19 protein-coding genes, 1 tRNA gene and 1 pseudogene are annotated in these 14363 nt (G+C 55.6%); 11 read left to right on the forward strand and 10 right to left on the reverse strand.

Features of this window, described 5'->3' with window-relative positions:
• Positions 1-164: 164 nt before the first annotated feature.
• Positions 165-497 (forward strand): ribonuclease E inhibitor RraB, encoded by a 333-nt coding sequence (locus APH35_RS05210; RefSeq protein WP_012271094.1) that lies wholly within the window; start codon positions 165-167, stop codon positions 495-497.
• A 54-nt stretch (positions 498-551) separates the two neighbouring features.
• Here the strand turns inward: APH35_RS05210 and APH35_RS05215 are convergent, their stop codons facing one another.
• Complete coding sequence (locus tag APH35_RS05215; RefSeq protein ID WP_060514319.1) at positions 552-1352, reverse strand: cytochrome c; 801 nt, start codon at positions 1350-1352, stop codon at positions 552-554.
• A 528-nt stretch (positions 1353-1880) separates the two neighbouring features.
• On the opposite strand from APH35_RS05215, the gene APH35_RS05220 reads away from it, so the two are divergent.
• Complete coding sequence (locus tag APH35_RS05220) at positions 1881-2612, forward strand: amidotransferase (protein WP_060514320.1); 732 nt, start codon at positions 1881-1883, stop codon at positions 2610-2612.
• Between the two features lie 33 nt (positions 2613-2645).
• Here APH35_RS05220 and APH35_RS05225 read toward each other — a convergent pair whose 3' ends face one another.
• The 3 genes from APH35_RS05225 to APH35_RS05235 all read right to left on the reverse strand — a co-directional run bounded on the left by APH35_RS05225 (position 2646) and on the right by APH35_RS05235 (position 5200).
• On the reverse strand, positions 2646-3617 hold the full coding sequence (locus tag APH35_RS05225) for a magnesium and cobalt transport protein CorA (protein ID WP_012271097.1): 972 nt from the start codon (positions 3615-3617) through the stop codon (positions 2646-2648).
• Between the two features lie 68 nt (positions 3618-3685).
• The gene (locus APH35_RS05230) at positions 3686-4399 is read right to left on the reverse strand and encodes a lysophospholipid acyltransferase family protein (protein ID WP_012271098.1); all 714 of its coding nucleotides are present in this window, start codon (positions 4397-4399) and stop codon (positions 3686-3688) included.
• 111 nt (positions 4400-4510) lie between these two features.
• Complete coding sequence (locus APH35_RS05235; RefSeq protein WP_012271099.1) at positions 4511-5200, reverse strand: crotonase/enoyl-CoA hydratase family protein; 690 nt, start codon at positions 5198-5200, stop codon at positions 4511-4513.
• Positions 5201-5398: 198 nt separating this feature from the next.
• On the opposite strand from APH35_RS05235, the gene APH35_RS05240 reads away from it, so the two are divergent.
• A tRNA-Ser gene (locus APH35_RS05240) sits at positions 5399-5488 on the forward strand.
• 109 nt (positions 5489-5597) lie between these two features.
• On the opposite strand, the gene APH35_RS05245 is transcribed toward APH35_RS05240, so the two are convergent.
• Positions 5598-6812, reverse strand: coding sequence for an Arm DNA-binding domain-containing protein (locus tag APH35_RS05245; RefSeq protein ID WP_060514321.1), 1215 nt, complete (start codon positions 6810-6812; stop codon positions 5598-5600).
• The gene (locus APH35_RS29250; RefSeq protein ID WP_082425694.1) at positions 6813-7037 is read right to left on the reverse strand and encodes a DNA-binding protein; all 225 of its coding nucleotides are present in this window, start codon (positions 7035-7037) and stop codon (positions 6813-6815) included.
• Between the two features lie 929 nt (positions 7038-7966).
• Here APH35_RS29250 and APH35_RS28105 point away from each other — a divergent pair.
• Positions 7967-8107, forward strand: a pseudogene (locus APH35_RS28105) (ATP-binding protein); the annotation flags it as partial.
• Positions 8108-8230: 123 nt separating this feature from the next.
• Here APH35_RS28105 and APH35_RS05250 read toward each other — a convergent pair.
• Entirely contained in the window at positions 8231-8701 is a 471-nt protein-coding gene (locus APH35_RS05250; protein ID WP_060514322.1) for a helix-turn-helix domain-containing protein, read from the reverse strand.
• A 340-nt stretch (positions 8702-9041) separates the two neighbouring features.
• On the opposite strand from APH35_RS05250, the gene APH35_RS05255 reads away from it, so the two are divergent.
• The 5 genes from APH35_RS05255 to APH35_RS05275 all read left to right on the forward strand — a co-directional run bounded on the left by APH35_RS05255 (position 9042) and on the right by APH35_RS05275 (position 11767).
• Complete coding sequence (locus APH35_RS05255) at positions 9042-9422, forward strand: hypothetical protein (RefSeq protein WP_060514323.1); 381 nt, start codon at positions 9042-9044, stop codon at positions 9420-9422.
• A gap of 249 nt (positions 9423-9671) precedes the next feature.
• Positions 9672-10202: a hypothetical protein gene (locus APH35_RS05260; protein ID WP_256213715.1), complete on the forward strand. Its 531-nt coding sequence runs from the start codon at positions 9672-9674 to the stop codon at positions 10200-10202.
• Between the two features lie 58 nt (positions 10203-10260).
• On the forward strand, positions 10261-10500 hold the full coding sequence (locus APH35_RS05265; RefSeq protein WP_156341195.1) for an antitoxin VbhA family protein: 240 nt from the start codon (positions 10261-10263) through the stop codon (positions 10498-10500).
• 125 nt (positions 10501-10625) lie between these two features.
• Complete coding sequence (locus APH35_RS05270) at positions 10626-11354, forward strand: metallophosphoesterase (RefSeq protein ID WP_060514326.1); 729 nt, start codon at positions 10626-10628, stop codon at positions 11352-11354.
• A 26-nt stretch (positions 11355-11380) separates the two neighbouring features.
• On the forward strand, positions 11381-11767 hold the full coding sequence (locus APH35_RS05275) for a hypothetical protein (RefSeq protein WP_256213716.1): 387 nt from the start codon (positions 11381-11383) through the stop codon (positions 11765-11767).
• A gap of 35 nt (positions 11768-11802) precedes the next feature.
• Here the strand turns inward: APH35_RS05275 and APH35_RS28110 are convergent, their stop codons facing one another.
• Positions 11803-12081 carry a hypothetical protein gene (locus APH35_RS28110; protein ID WP_082425696.1) on the reverse strand — a complete coding sequence of 93 codons (279 nt, stop codon included), beginning with the start codon at positions 12079-12081 and terminating at the stop codon, positions 11803-11805.
• Positions 12082-12221: 140 nt separating this feature from the next.
• Here APH35_RS28110 and APH35_RS05280 point away from each other — a divergent pair, with 140 nt between their 5' ends.
• Entirely contained in the window at positions 12222-12563 is a 342-nt protein-coding gene (locus APH35_RS05280; RefSeq protein ID WP_256213717.1) for a hypothetical protein, read from the forward strand.
• Between the two features lie 391 nt (positions 12564-12954).
• Positions 12955-13236, forward strand: coding sequence for a hypothetical protein (locus tag APH35_RS28955; RefSeq protein WP_060514328.1), 282 nt, complete (start codon positions 12955-12957; stop codon positions 13234-13236).
• 186 nt (positions 13237-13422) lie between these two features.
• On the opposite strand, the gene APH35_RS29255 is transcribed toward APH35_RS28955, so the two are convergent.
• Both APH35_RS29255 and APH35_RS28120 read right to left on the reverse strand, forming a co-directional pair.
• A complete protein-coding gene (locus tag APH35_RS29255; RefSeq protein WP_060514329.1) occupies positions 13423-13728 on the reverse strand; it encodes a UvrD-helicase domain-containing protein in 306 nt (101 codons plus the stop codon).
• Between the two features lie 56 nt (positions 13729-13784).
• The gene (locus APH35_RS28120; protein WP_256213718.1) at positions 13785-14090 is read right to left on the reverse strand and encodes a hypothetical protein; all 306 of its coding nucleotides are present in this window, start codon (positions 14088-14090) and stop codon (positions 13785-13787) included.
• Between the last annotated feature and the right edge of the window lie 273 nt (positions 14091-14363).

The raw sequence follows: 14363 nt of genomic DNA on the forward strand, positions 1-14363 counted from the left end.
CGTGGTGCTCTTGCAGGCACTACGCTGGTGGAAGGTGCTTGCCTGATCTGTGGGTGGGCACTGCATCAATTCGCGTCTTGCATCAGCTCGAACTGCCCGGCCGCTGCCGGCAGGTGCGTAGTGCACGGAAAGTCTATCCATTGCTTTATTCAGGAGGACGATTCATGAGCAGCCAGAACGACGATATCAGCAGCAACGTCCTGCGCCAGATGAAAGCAGGCGGTTTCGACTTCACCCAGGTCCACCCCATCGAGTTCTACGCCGTTTTCCCGGATGAAACAGGGGCCCGCCGTGCAGCTGGGCAGTTTCGCGGGGAATCGCTCAATGCCCAGGTGAAGGAACTGGGTGACGGTGCCTGGCACCTGGAACTGAGCAAGGTCATGTACGCCACCCATGGTGGGATCGGTGACTTCGAAGAGGCATTCGAGCAGCTGGTGACACCTTATGGGGGAGAGGTGGAAGGTTGGGGCGTCAAGCAAGAGCGGCCCATTGCCTGAACGTATTGTGTTGCCTTCTTCGCGGGCTTGCCTGCGAAGAAGCACGCACCGCCTTCAGGGCCTGCGCCCAGCCATATGCCCCAAATAGGCCAACAGCGCATCCAACTCCTGCTCGCTCAAAACACTCTCGGCAAACCCAGGCATTTTCGCCTGCGGCCACCGTCGCAGGCTCTGCGGGTCACGTATCAACTTGCGTAGATAGGCGGGTTGAAAATACTCGGTCGGGTTGTGCGGCACATTCAAATCCGGCCCCACCTGCGCGTCCCCCGCGCCGTTCAGCCGGTGGCATGCCAGGCAGTTTTGCTGAAACAACGCAAAGCCCTGACGCACAGGGTTGTCGGCTGGCAGCTTCGGGTCGGGCAGCAATGCGGGAAAACGCTGTTCCACCGGGGCCAGTTTGCGCAGAGTGGACACCTGAAACGGCCACTGTTCCGGCCGGATGCCGCTGGCCTCCGGTGCAGTCCACACCAGGTAGAACGGCCCCGCGCTTGGCTTGCCCTGGCCCAGTGGCGGCCACGGCTTGCCGGGGTCTTCCACGGCCAGCCAGGCCTGTGCCGGCCCTTGCTGCAGCAGTGGTGCGGCGGGCATCTCGGCGGCAAACCCATCCAGCGCCACGGCCTGCAGGTGATCGCTGGCGTTCACGCCCTCCAACAGTGTGGCCAGCGGCACTGCCCGGTAGCGCATGGGGCGTTTGTAGGAAACGTCCTGCTCGATACTGATATCCCGGGCTTGCGGGTGGTCAAGCAGTTCGGCGCTGCTCCACTGGCGCGTAGTGACGCCCAGTTCAAGGTGCAGTTGCGCCGCCGACAGTGGCAGGCTCAGGAGCAACGCTAACAGGGCAAGGCAGTGGCGCATGGGCAATCTCCGACCATCGAGGTCAGCAGGTTACCTGTGTGCTCCCCATTGCCGCCACCGCTGCACTCAGCCGAACAAACGTGTGAGGTTCGGCAGGATCAGCAGCAAAGTCGTGGCGAAGAGAATAAGCCCAGCTTGGCGAAGTTTCGATTGTCTGAACATGGCGGACCGCCTTCTTGTTGTTATTCCTGAATACCCGTTGGCTTCCTTGTCGCGTTTCGGGTCGATCGCAGTAGCGTTGTGTGGCGCCTGAACTGCTTGCCTCTTGAACGTGGATATACAACCAACAGTAGGGTGTGCGTCATCCATGTTTGAGAACCCTTTGTTCTAATGGCCAGATTCAATGATTTCGTTTTGCTATGAGGCCATGTGCCAGCTGGCTGGCATGCTCTGGCTAGACGGTGGCGCAAGTGCCAGCGGCGCACCGACGAAATGTGACCGTTCGTCAGTGCAGCCTACTTGCTTGTACGTGCCTTTCGCGTCAGTCTCTACAGCAGATTCCCACCCATGTCGTTCAGGACTACCCCTATGTCGTTACGCGTCTGCATCCTTGAAACCGATGTCCTGCGACCGGAGTTGACCGCGCAGTATCAGGGCTACGGCAGGATGTTCGAGCAGCTCTTCTCGCGTCAGCCGATCGCCGCCGAATTCCGTGTGTATAACGTGATGAAGGGCGACTACCCCGCCGACAACGAAGTGTTCGATGCCTACCTTGTGACGGGCAGCAAAGCCGATTCGTTCGGAACCGACCCGTGGATCCAAACCCTCAAGGCCTACCTGCTCAAGTTGTACGAGCGCGGTGAGAAGCTGCTGGGTGTGTGTTTTGGCCATCAGTTGCTGGCCTTGACCCTGGGTGGCAAGGCCGAGCGGGCCGAAAAAGGCTGGGGCGTGGGCATCCATCGCTACTCGCTGGCGGCGCATGCGCCGTGGATGGACCCGGAGGTGTCGGAGCTGACCTTGCTGATCAGCCACCAGGACCAGGTGACCGAGCTGCCGGAAGGCGCGACGGTGATTGCCTCCAGCGATTTCTGCCCGAACGCGGCGTACCACATTCGCGACCAGGTGCTGTGCTTCCAGGGCCACCCGGAGTTCGTGCATGACTACTCCCGCGCGCTGCTCGATGCGCGCCAGGACTACCTGGGTGACGAGGTGTACCACAAGGCTGTGGCCAGCCTGGCCACCGAGCACCAGGGCGACCTGGTGGGGGAGTGGATGCTGCGCTTTATCCAGCAGCCGGCGAGCAAAGATACCGCTGCATGATGGCAAAGGGGCCGCGACGCGGCCCCGACAATTTCAAAGCCAGCCCGACTTCTTGAAACTGGCATACAACCCTGTGCACCCCGCCGCTATCACCCCTAGCACCGCAAAGTACCCATAGTGCCAGCTCAGCTCCGGCATATTCTGGAAGTTCATTCCGTAAACCCCGGCAATGGCCGTGGGGAACGCCAGGATCGCCGCCCAGGCTGCGAACTTGCGCTGCACGATGCTCTGCCGTGACGACTCCAGCAGCATGCCGATCTCGATGGTCTGGCTGGCGATGTCGCGGATGCCGGCCAGGTCCTCCATCTGCCGCGTCACATGGATCTGCACATCACGGAAGTACGGGCGCATGTTCTTGTCGATGAATGGAAAGTTCAGCCGCTGCAGTTCTTCGCTCACTTCCACCATCGGTGCCACGTAGCGGCGCAGGCGCAGGATATCGCGGCGCAGGCTGTGCAGGCGACGGATGTCATCCTCCTGCAGCGAACCACCCAGCACGCTTTGCTCCAGCTCTTCGATCTCGCCATGAATGGCCTCGCTGACCGGCTGGTAGTTCTCGGTCACGAAGTCGAGCAGGGCATACAGCACGAAGTCTTCGCCGTGCTCCAGCAGCAATGGCCGCGCCTCGCAGCGCTGGCGAACCATGGCGTAGGATTTGGAGTGGCCGTTGCGGCAGGTGATGATATAGCCGTTGCCAGCGAAGATATGGGTTTCGATGAACTCCAGCTTGCCCTCGTGGCGCACTGGCGAATAGGTGACGATGAACAGCGCGTCGCCGAAGGTTTCAAGCTTGGGCCGGCTGTGCTTTTCCAGGGCATCTTCGATGGCCAGTTCGTGCAGGTTGAACTGGCACTGCAAGTTGGCCAGTTCCTCGGCGTTGGGCTCTTCCAGGCCGATCCACACGAAATGCCCCGGCTTGCGGGCCCACTCGCTGCCTTCGTCGATGCTGATGTTGGTGACCTTTCTGCCGGCGCTGTACACCGCCGATGCCACGACTCGCCCCATGGTTGTCCGCTTATTCCGGTTGAACACGGGTACAGCTTGGTCTGTACCCGGCTCAAGAGCAACCCGGATCAGGCCAGCTCGTTTTCCATGCGGTCAATGCACTGCTGCATCTGCCCCCGACACTGCTCGATCAGTTGCGGCAGGTCCTGCAGGGTCATGCCCGCCGTGGCAATCGGTGGCAGCGAGCGCACGATCACCGTGCGTGGGTGCCAGCTGTTCAGGCTCAGGCGCCCGGCATAGCGGCTGACGCATACCGGCACGATCGGCACACCGGCCTCGATGGCCATGTGAAACGCGCCTTTCTTGAACGCCAGCAAACGCTCACCGGCATTGCGGGTGCCTTCGGGGAAAATCCAGATCGAGGTGTCGTTCTGCAGAACACGGGTGGTTTTCTGCATGGCCTTGCGCGCCTGGTAGGCATTCTTGCGGTCTATCAGCACGTTGCCGCCCAGCCAGAACAGCTGGCCGAACAGCGGGATCCAGCCCAGGCTTTTCTTGCCGATGGCCACGGTGCGTTGCGGCACCACCTGGCCCAGTACGAACAGGTCGAAGTTGGACTGGTGGTTGGCAACGATCACACAGCCGGGCGGTTGGTCCCACAGCGGGCCGACCTCAGCCTTGACCTTGATGCGCATCAGCCAGGTGGCCGGCAAGCTGTAGAGGTGGGCGAACAGGCGGCTGTTGTCGGGGTTGAACGGGCGGCACAGGCCAATGAGCAGGCCCACGGCGCCAACGGCAAGAAAATGCAGCGCCAGCAAAAGCATGCGCAATGAATAAAGCATGGTACGGCTCACACCAGACAGTCGCCGGGGAGTGTACGGATGTGCACTGGCTGGGGCAAACCTTGGCGTATGCCCCTTTCGCGGGTTTACCCGCGAAAGGGGCCGGTGCGGTCAGCCCATATGGTGCTGGTCCAGCTCGATTGCCTTGTCCAGCGCCTCCAGCAGCCCTTTGCGCACTTTCAGCTTGGTGTTCTTGTGCGCCAGCATGTTCAGCTTCTTCAGTTCCCGCGCGGCGGCCAACGCCGCGTCCTGCAACTGCTCGGCCGGCACGACCTTGTCGAGGAAGCCGGCATCCACCGCACCCTGTGGGTCAAACACTTCGGCATTGATCACCGAGCGGTGGAAGGCCGAGCGGCGCAGGCGGTCGCGAGCCAGTTCAATGCCAGCATGGTGCATGGTCATGCCGATCTGCACTTCGTTCAGGCACACCTTGTACGGGCCTTCCACGCCAATGCGGTAGTCGGCTGACAGCAGCAGGAAGGCACCTTTGGCCACGGCATTGCCTGGGCAGGCGACCACGACTGGGAACGGGTGCGACAGCAAGCGGCGGGCCAGGGTGGAGCCGGCAGTGACCAGGCCGATGGCCTCTTTCGGCCCGCTGGTCATCACCTTGAGGTCGTAACCGCCCGACAGAATGCCCGGCTGCCCGGTGATGATCACCACCGCACGCTCTTCGGTGGCGCGGTCCAGCGCTGCGTTGAAGGCAGTGATGACGTCCGGCGAGATGGCGTTGACCTTGCCGTTGTTCAGGGTCAGGGTGGCGATGCCGTCTTCGGCGTGGTAGGTAATCAGCTCGCTCATGGCAGAGTCCTTTTGTTGGCGTGGCGACGACGTTACCCAGCGCCAGAGGCCAGGTAAAGCAGCAAGGCTGACTGGTCGGTCAGCGTTCACCGCGCCTCAAATGCAAATACATGAAAAATTTGAAAAAAGTGCTTGCCAAAGGGAATGTCTTTCACTAAATTAGCGCACCTCGACGGGCCGCACGGCTTGAAGAGAAACGGTGAAGTGTCCGAGTGGTCGAAGGAGCACGCCTGGAAAGTGTGTATACGAGAAATCGTATCAAGGGTTCAAATCCCTTCTTCACCGCCACATTCGTTAACGAGAAGCCCCTGAAATCATTGAGTATTTCGGGGGTTTTTTGTTTCTGGAGTCAGCGTTAGGACAAAATTAGTACAAAATCACGTCCCTCCAGTCCGCTCTAGGCCGCTTCAGGCTTGTCGCGGAACCCCATCATCTGCGACACCATCGCTGCCATGCTCCGCGTCTCTGACGGTAGGAAGCGACCATAATGCTTCTTCACCATCGTCGTGTCGGTGTGCCCAAGCTGACGCGCAATCCACTCAAGCGGCACATAAGAGCTGATCGCTTGGCTTGCGAATGTATGCCTGCACTGGTTAACGCCGCGATGTCTCACACCTACGTTTTTTAGGTGGCTAGTGAACCAGCGGTTCAAGCTATTTCCGTACCAGGGCTTCATGCTCACGGAGTTTCGGAATACCAGTTTGAGATGCATCAGGCGCGTGGTGTTGTTGTCCCGTTGCGTGATCTCAAGAGCAACAGGTGGGAGGTGGCCGGTGAATTCCCAGTGTTTCTTCAGATACTCCAGCGCTGGGTCAATCAGCTCAATCTTACGAGCCCGAACAGACTCCTTCGGTACTTTGTACTCCCCCTCGACTCGCGCCGCCCTCACGTAGATCGTACCGGTCTCAAGGTCTACGTCATCCCAGCACAGCGCAATGAGTTCAGACACTGACAATCCCGTCCAGCAATTGAACAAGATCATGTTGACGTCCTGCGCCCTGGACTCACGAATCACTGAGATCTTTTCCATCTCATCGCGAGTGAAGGGGTCAGCGCTGTCGTCGTCCTTGTCTTGCTTGATGTTTTTGATCATTTTGCATGGATTGATCGAAATAACACCGTCAGAATGAGCGTCGTCCCACACACCCCTGACAATTGTGAAAACATCATTCACAGACTTTGGTGACAATGTTTTCAATAGCCCGGTCTGAAACAGTTGTAGATCAGACCTGCAGATGTCCGCTATGCAGTCAGAGCCAAACTTGTCCAGCAGGTGCTTGGCTTTGTATGCATAGTTTTTCCCGGTTGTGGTTGCGTGTCGTGCCATTTGAACTTCCAAATAGCGCTCTACACCTTGAGCTACTGTCCTTTTAGATTTTTCGTCTTTCTTTGGCAGTACACGCCGCGAATTGGGGAAGTGGGCAGCATAGTTAAATCTGTTGTTCTTTATTTCAGATAAAATGGTGTTGCGCTTTGCTTCGGCATACTTTATTGACGCCTGATCAACGGTCTCATTTCCGATAGGTTCTTTGTAGCGTTTCCCCTCATACATAAAGGAAATTCGAATCTGCCGTCCATTCAACTCGATTCCACGTGGCCATACCAAAGCCATTTAATTACCTCCAAGCCAGAGTTCAATTTCGATTGTGTTATAGACGACACGGTTGGCAGGGTCTCGACGCCAATGTTTACCTTGCAACCATTTTCCTTGTGATCGATATTTTCTTGCGGCCTCCGTGCTAATGCCGAAAATTACAGGAAGGAGTTCTTGTCTTACCCAACTGCTACGGACTGTGTCCGGGGTAGGTGTCAGTTGGATCTTTTTAGCGACGGCCATTGAATATCTCATATGCGATTCAGTGCGCGTACCCGGTCGGTTGTAGCACTGAGTTACGATGAGCCGTTTCCATCCTGTACTATGGCTGCAACTAAATATTTCTTTGTCTTAAGGCTTTTAGGCTGACGCATGAAATTTAGTATTTATAATTGGCACGCCGCAAAGTCTCCATGGGCAACTAAGGTGGAGTGGGGTGCGTAATTGTTGGTCGTTAGAAAATGGGATCTCTAGCTTTTGGTTTTATCGATTTTCAGTATGCGTTTCTAAACAGGTCAGCTTGGGCTTATGGTGCTTGCTAAGGATATGGATGTCAACGAAAAAAACACTGACTTGTTAGCGTGTTGTCAGTTCTTTCTCTTAGTGAGTATGTTTATTCTATACTCTTTAAGCCGGCATCATCGCTTATGCGTCCCAAATGTAGGTTTTTGACAAGTTGTCAATTCTCAAATTACGGGCGTGGCTATCCCAAAAAATAGCGACTTTGTTTGATGCCAAAGAGAAAGCGTAGGCGTCCTACGGACGAAGAAACGATTAGCTCTGCCCCAGTCGTTAGCTTTGGGGTACTTCATAATCGGCGACGGAAAAAACTGAGTGCAAAACCTGAACCTGAACCTGACCAGTCCAGCAGGGTACACCATGTCTTATCATTAATTGAGCGATGGATCGTAATCATCGCCGCTGTGAATGCTTGGCGAGAGGATGAGGTTTTAGCTTATAGGTTGGTTTCAAATATATATACTCCGTTTTGAAAAAATGAATTCAAGGGCGGAAATAAAAAATAAATCCATTGACTTTTGTAAAGCATTGAAAAATAAGGTGTTTTTTCTTTAACTGGCCAATTGATGGCTGGCGATAAAGTGAACTTGGCAGGTGCGATTGTGGCTCGTCCGACGTCATGTAGGTGTTCGCTACTCCTGCGTTGGCTTTGGGGAGTTGGTAAGACCTGGTTCGCCTGCGCCCTGGCCCATAAGGCCTGCCGCGATGGCCACGGCGTGCGCTGCCTGCGTCTACCGCGTCTGATGGAGGAAGCGGGCCTGGCTCATGGTGATGGCCGCTTCGCCAAACTGATGTAAGCGGCTAGCGAATACACCTTCAGAATCCCAGCATTAAGGGCGATGGTGTCCACCTAAAAATACGTGGACACCATCGCCCTTATCCCAAGGATCACCACGTGTGAGGCACCTCTTAGCTGGTCATTTTTTCCAATACTCCATCACCGACGTCAGGGCCAGCCCCAACCTAGTTGCAGCTTGTTGAGGTGAGAGACCTTCAGCCTTAAGCGCGAGCACCGCCTTCTCATTGTCAGCGTGCAGTGGTCTCCCACGAGACCTCTTGATCAGAGAACCGGAGGCGTCGAATTGCTCCCGAATCAACTCGATCCCACCGGCGGCCACGAAGTCGGTCAGCTTGGCCATCGAGTCGAGAATCTTTTCGCGTGGCACGACGCCTTCACGCACAGACACGCACAACGCCATTAGGGCAATCGCATCAAGACCTAGGGATTCTGCGAGAGCGTCGAACTGCTCGAGGGTGACGCTTGTTTGAGCGTTCTCAAGTTCAGCGATTTTGCGGCGGTGCGTGGCGTCCGAGAGATCGGCATAACGGGCTCCACGGACAAGGCGGAGTGCGCGCAGCACTCCTGCGAAAGCGGTTCTGAGATCCATGACTCGCTCAAAAGTCAGGATATAGCCACATCCAGTCTTTACGAATAAACGCTGAATCAGTGTATTATTCGTATTGTCGGATGACCCTAGAGCGCTGCGTTGAGGCAGAGCTGGTCGGTAAGACACCGTCAGACCTTTCCGCAGCAGCGCTAAATGAGGTACCGCAGGTGGATAACCGCAGAAATCAAGCTTCCCCAGAACGCGGAAGCGCAGCAAGCCGGTGGGTCGCTAAGCCAAGATCTCCTAGCGGGTCAGAGCTAGAAACGAGCTATGCCAGGTTTAAGCATCAATTCCCGGTTTCCTCTCTCTGGCAACATGTGTCGATAACGAGGTAGTGAAGGTGTTTGTAACCAATGGAGACGCGCTGAAAGGTCGTTTCAAGGCTGCTGACAGTGAACGGCTGCTCTGGAAAGCGGTTGAGCTCAATCCTGTTAGCTACTACTTCCTCGTGGAGGGTTGCGGGCTGGTTGACGGCTGCTTTGGCCCATGGGTGCGGTTGGTGTCAGACGTGAAAGAGCTTGATCTTCTTTGCGCAGGGCAGGGGCCTGAAGCACTTAATGTGAATCATATTCAGCTTCTCGCACCTACTTCCATGACGAAGCGTGCAGGGGTCTCGATGGAGTTGCTTTCGGAAATACGCATTAAGCCAGGTACTGAGAGCAGCCCGGTCTACGAGTTCATCACTAAAGCAGGTGAGGTCTACACGAGCGCACCGAGTTGATGCAGCGAATGTTGGAGGGTTTATGGCAACAATTTTGAGAGGGAGCATTTTGAGTCCAATGGCACCTTCTCCCTACTGCTAGGTGATGGTCTTAGGAAGCAAGCGGCACTGAATACCGTTTTCTCGTTTCGCGCGTAGCTGTTTCAGCACCTTTAAACACGGCTGCCATTCAGGCGGTGCGTTTGACTGCGCGCTCAATAATTGCAGGAGCACGTTTTGATTAGATTCGATTGCAGGCAGGTCACTGGAGTGATCGATAAACCACGCGTCACCGCTACCGAGCCGGGAGCAGTCACTGCCCGGATCGTCATCGACGGGCAGGTGTTGCCGGAGGTTTTGCTACCAGGAAAAATTTACGAAGAGCTCGAGGCAGGAGAGCGTGTGACCCTGTACGGCATCTTCACCAAGAATAAGGACAAGATGAAGAACAAGGCCACCATCTATGCCATGAAGGGGCCGAACGGCAAGATGGTGGCGGCGAAGCAGTATCAGATCAAGGTGCCGGTGATGCTAATGGTCTACGCAGTGCCTTTGATGATCTTGGCGTTCATTGCCGGATGCTTCCTTTCTCCTTATCCGATCCACCTACTGACCGGAAGCGTCGATCCTGATTACCTTGTTCGAACCACCTTTGTTTGGGCGTTCTGGGAAGGGATCCTGGCTGGGTTGGTGATGGTGGGAGTGGCGATCAACTGGGTCAGGTTGAGTAACGATCCGGAGAGTTGGGCTGCGATTGATGCGGCATCGCTCTCTCAGCGTTTCAGTAAAGCCTTCAAGTAGTGCTGATAGCCAGGCTTCCGTTCCTATGGCGGCTTTGGCTAACCGCCGTGGGAGGCACATGGAAATCGATGAGATCGAGCGCGCACACCGTCGTGAGGCTGTGGCAGCAGAAATCGCTTGTCTAGCTCTGGACGGACGGCGGATTGCTGCCGAGCTCCTTATTCAGTTGCAGCGCTACGTGGATGGCCAAGTTAGCCTCGAAGAGCTTCGAGCAGAGCTGATTGAACGTCTGCGATTAGATGATGAGGGAATCGCAGATGAAGACGATATGCGTCGAGCCTGGGGTGGACTTGAGTGATTCGAGTCTCTCGACCGTAGGCGGCTAAAGCCGAATGACCGAGGTCTCGATCTTGATTTTGATTTGCTGCCCCATGTGGATGCTCCAGAGACACGATTAGCGTCGAACAGGAACCTGCTGACCCGATGAAAATTTTGATTTACTCAGATCTACACCTGGAGTTCGCAGACTTTCAGCCTCCTGCGGTAGAGGCTGACTTAGTCGTGTTGGCCGGCGACATCTCGGTGCGTAGTCGCGGGGTAGTCTGGGCGAACGAGACGTTCAAATGCCCAGTGATCTATGCGTGCGGGAATCATGAGTACTACAAGGGGCACCTCGATAAAACTCTGGCCAAGATGCGAGAAGCTGCGGCAGAGCATGTGCACATCCTGGACAACCAGTCTCTGATCATCGGCGACATCAGGTTTTTGGTAGCAACAGCGTGGACAGACTTCACCGCGACTGGGGACTACAAAGCCGCGATGAGGGTGTGTGCGGAGGGGATGAGCGACTTCAAGCGCATTCGCATCAGGGAGGGCTACAGCAAGCTTCGTCCTGTCGACCTCATAGCGCGGAACATCGCCACACGAGAGTTTCTGGTCACGGAGCTCGCCAAAGATTTTTCTGGTAAGACAGTTGTGATCACGCATCACTGCCCCCTCCGCGAGATGGCCGGCGATGGCCATGAAGGTCACTTGGGTGCTGCGTACTTCAACGAATGGCATGACCTAGTTGCCCAGGCCGATGTTTGGATTTTCGGTCATACCCATCATGCAGTCGACACAATCGTCTCGGGCTGCCGGGTCATTTCAAACCCTCGGGGCTATCCAGGAGAGTGCACTGGTTTTTCGCCGGACTTCGCCATAGAGGTTTGACAGGGTTACGCCTGCAGGAGCGGGCAATGTCAGTTTTGAAAAAGGAAGAGCTGATGTCAGCTGAGATCAACATCGAGTACCACGGCAAGAGCCTGTCGGATTTTCAGCTCAAGCGGATCTTACGAGCGATGGCTTACAAGTACTCGCCACCTGTCACTGCTTACTTGAGCGATGTCTTTATCACGTCGGAGTGCGCTGCCGGCATCGTTTTTGGTCACGTCGATCCGGGACAGTTCGAGCAACGCGCGGATGGCCACATTCTGCAAACGTCCCCAATCCACCACTTGAAGAAGGTAGGGCGGTACTGGCTGATCACGACAGAAGAAGGAAGGTACGTGCTGACGTCATTCAAGAAGGGAGACGGAAGGGCGAGCATGCGAGCGCTCATTGCGGAGCTGATTCAAACAACGTAGCTAGACGCCTCCGTGCGCTGGACGAACGATGCTGCCTAAGCCTCCGAGAGCAATGTTCGGCGCCGGTGAATGCTACTCAGAATTTTGTAATCACGGATCCGGTCGTTGGAGAGGTGTCCAGCATCTACTAGTCCTCGAATGTAACCTTCGGCTTTGCCCCGAGCTTCTCGCAGATCATCTATAGAAGTGCTGTGGTGGATGTCATCAACGATCAGTTGCCAGCGCTGGCTCTGCCGGAGACCGATGGGGTCGACGGAGAATACGGGAGCATTTAGAAGAGTTTCGTAATAGCTAGAAATAGGTGGAATGCTCATGTAGGGCGCTCCTCGGGTTAGACATGGCTTGAGGTTATCGTGCGCATACTCAATCGCCTGTTGCTGGCCAGCCCATACAGTAACCGTTCTTCTCGCATTGAAGCTTGCGAGATGGTTGTCACCAGCACATGAGATTTTACATGGTCAAACGCAGAACACCGCTTTCCTCATCCAGGATCGTCGATGCACCTTTAGCTACTATGCCCAGCAGCGTGATCAAGGCAATGCAAATCGATTTTGGATGGGATATCACTGCTTACCTGACTTCTGTTGAGTACGGCACTGGAGAGCTTTTCCTGAAAGGGATTGTTTTCGGTGACCGTGAGAAGCGCTTCGACGACGGTGATCCAATACTTACTTCGTTCATCTTGGCTTCTGAAGTGAAGCATGGATATCTGGTCGTACAGACACTGAACAGCCGCTATGTCGTATGTGATTGGGCAGGTATTGGTGCTCAAGGAAGCTCCACCGCTCAGCACTGAGTGCGCGAGAGTTGCCTTTGCACTGTCTGATCAACCCTGTGGTCGCACTCACTGCACATGACTACGCTCCAGCTCTTCCGCGCTTCACGGAAAGGCAGCTCGATGGTTACGCCGATTTGAGCCATAACGAGGCCGTGGCACAAGGACGTTCAGCAGCAGAAATTGAACGGCCACGCTTTTTTCGTTTTGGGCTTGGATCGATCCAAAATTCCTTTTCCCTATTGTGGCGTTTTCAGCTTGGTCAGGCGTTTAGGGCGTAAGCGTCCGGTGAATGCACATTGCATAGCAAGATGGCGATGTCCACCTATGCGGTAGCTGCTCCTTGAATACGTGCGTGCCGGACGATAGGGTTCAGCTGCGGCTACTGCATTTGGAGTCTGAAGGAAAAATTATGTACCCACGAGCCATTCTGTTCGATTTAGATAACACCCTGACAAACCGTGCCTTGAGTATTCTACGGTACGCCAAAGTGTTCCTGACCGATTTCGGCCATGAAATAAAGCTGGTGGCGTTGGAAGACATCGGAAAGCTTATTCTTCGAGAAGACAACGGCGGCTATCTTTCTCCTGAATCTAAATTTACCTTTATCCGTCAAGCGGTAGGTCAGACGCTAGCCCACGACCTACCATGGTTAACACCGAAGGCGCCGTGCTTGAACCTTGCTAGGAAATAGACGGAGGAGCCGGCATTCGCTATTTGGCTTACGCGCTCGACAGTGCGCTGAATAACCTCGGCCTTGGCTGTGTCATTCCCCATTGGTGCCCTAACCAATGACACAGTGGGTGAATCCGCCACGGTATGGGGCTCGATGTTCTTGGGCATCTGCCGGCTGTTCTGCATGATGAAGCGACTTGCTACTTCACCGATCATGCTGTTGAAACGGAACGTTTTTTTTGAGCTCCGTGGCCTGGGTTGCACCAAAGATCTTTTCGAAGTCGGCGGTGAAGCTGATGTCGCTGCCAGTGAACCTGAAGATCGACTGCCAGTCGTCACCTACACAGAAGAGCGATACGTCCTCTTGGCCTTTGCGCAGGGCTCTCACCAGCTCCGCGCGAGACTTCGCGATGTCCTGGAACTCATCAATGATGATGTATTTCCAAGGGCTTTTGAAGCTGCCGTCGAGCACGTACTGATTGGCTTTGTTGATCATGTCATAAAAATCCATCTTCTTCTCGTGATCAAGCGCCTTCACGTAGGCATCAACAATAGGTGTGAGGAGGGCTAGTGTCCTTCTGCCAGGCGTGTAGATCCAACACTCGCCGCTCGGAAGCGCTGCAGCCATGGCTCAGGGATGCTGTCCTCGACAATCAGCTGAACGCCGTTGTGGAGCTTCGTGATGACGACATCGGCGAGTTCCTGGGTCGAGAGCTGATCACCGCTCACGACGTCTTGCAGGCCCTGGTCAACCTCCTCGAGTTCAGCCAGCACCCTTTCAGTGCGAGGATCTCCAGGTTGTAGGTCGGTAAGTGTCCACAGAGCTCTGCGCTTCGCGATCTCCAGGATCCGCAGTCGATGATCAATCGTCACATCACTTCTCCCTGCCGCAGATGGACGTCACAGGCCGAGTTGGACTTCTAACTGCGATCCTCGCATAGCTCGTGTGAGCTCACTTCTCGGCAGTCGTGCCAGGATGCCATCGGCAAGGTCGCTTGCGTGCCTGGCGTACAACGTGACAACACCTGGTACAGGCAGGCGACCAGGAACTAGGGCCCCGGCTCGCACCTGGGCAATTTTCAGTATATTCACGACATCCGCAGATAGTGTTTCGGTGGACAGATGTTCGACGGTTGGCTGAGAGGG

It is taken from the genome of Pseudomonas sp. NBRC 111132 (genome assembly GCF_001320565.1).
GTDB classification, from domain to species: domain Bacteria; phylum Pseudomonadota; class Gammaproteobacteria; order Pseudomonadales; family Pseudomonadaceae; genus Aquipseudomonas; species Aquipseudomonas putida_P.

Coding starts and splice junctions, on each gene's coding strand:
- APH35_RS05210 (WP_012271094.1), top strand. CDS start 165: ATGAGCAGCCAGAACGACGATATCAGCAGCAACGTCCTGCGCCAGATG.
- APH35_RS05215 (WP_060514319.1), bottom strand. CDS start 1,352: ATGCGCCACTGCCTTGCCCTGTTAGCGTTGCTCCTGAGCCTGCCACTG.
- APH35_RS05220 (WP_060514320.1), top strand. CDS start 1,881: ATGTCGTTACGCGTCTGCATCCTTGAAACCGATGTCCTGCGACCGGAG.
- APH35_RS05225 (WP_012271097.1), bottom strand. CDS start 3,617: ATGGGGCGAGTCGTGGCATCGGCGGTGTACAGCGCCGGCAGAAAGGTC.
- APH35_RS05230 (WP_012271098.1), bottom strand. CDS start 4,399: ATGCTTTATTCATTGCGCATGCTTTTGCTGGCGCTGCATTTTCTTGCC.
- APH35_RS05235 (WP_012271099.1), bottom strand. CDS start 5,200: ATGAGCGAGCTGATTACCTACCACGCCGAAGACGGCATCGCCACCCTG.
- APH35_RS05245 (WP_060514321.1), bottom strand. CDS start 6,812: ATGGCTTTGGTATGGCCACGTGGAATCGAGTTGAATGGACGGCAGATT.
- APH35_RS29250 (WP_082425694.1), bottom strand. CDS start 7,037: ATGGCCGTCGCTAAAAAGATCCAACTGACACCTACCCCGGACACAGTC.
- APH35_RS05250 (WP_060514322.1), bottom strand. CDS start 8,701: ATGGATCTCAGAACCGCTTTCGCAGGAGTGCTGCGCGCACTCCGCCTT.
- APH35_RS05265 (WP_156341195.1), top strand. CDS start 10,261: ATGGAAATCGATGAGATCGAGCGCGCACACCGTCGTGAGGCTGTGGCA.
- APH35_RS05270 (WP_060514326.1), top strand. CDS start 10,626: ATGAAAATTTTGATTTACTCAGATCTACACCTGGAGTTCGCAGACTTT.
- APH35_RS05275 (WP_256213716.1), top strand. CDS start 11,381: ATGTCAGTTTTGAAAAAGGAAGAGCTGATGTCAGCTGAGATCAACATC.
- APH35_RS28110 (WP_082425696.1), bottom strand. CDS start 12,081: ATGAGCATTCCACCTATTTCTAGCTATTACGAAACTCTTCTAAATGCT.
- APH35_RS05280 (WP_256213717.1), top strand. CDS start 12,222: ATGGTCAAACGCAGAACACCGCTTTCCTCATCCAGGATCGTCGATGCA.
- APH35_RS28955 (WP_060514328.1), top strand. CDS start 12,955: ATGTACCCACGAGCCATTCTGTTCGATTTAGATAACACCCTGACAAAC.
- APH35_RS29255 (WP_060514329.1), bottom strand. CDS start 13,728: ATGGATTTTTATGACATGATCAACAAAGCCAATCAGTACGTGCTCGAC.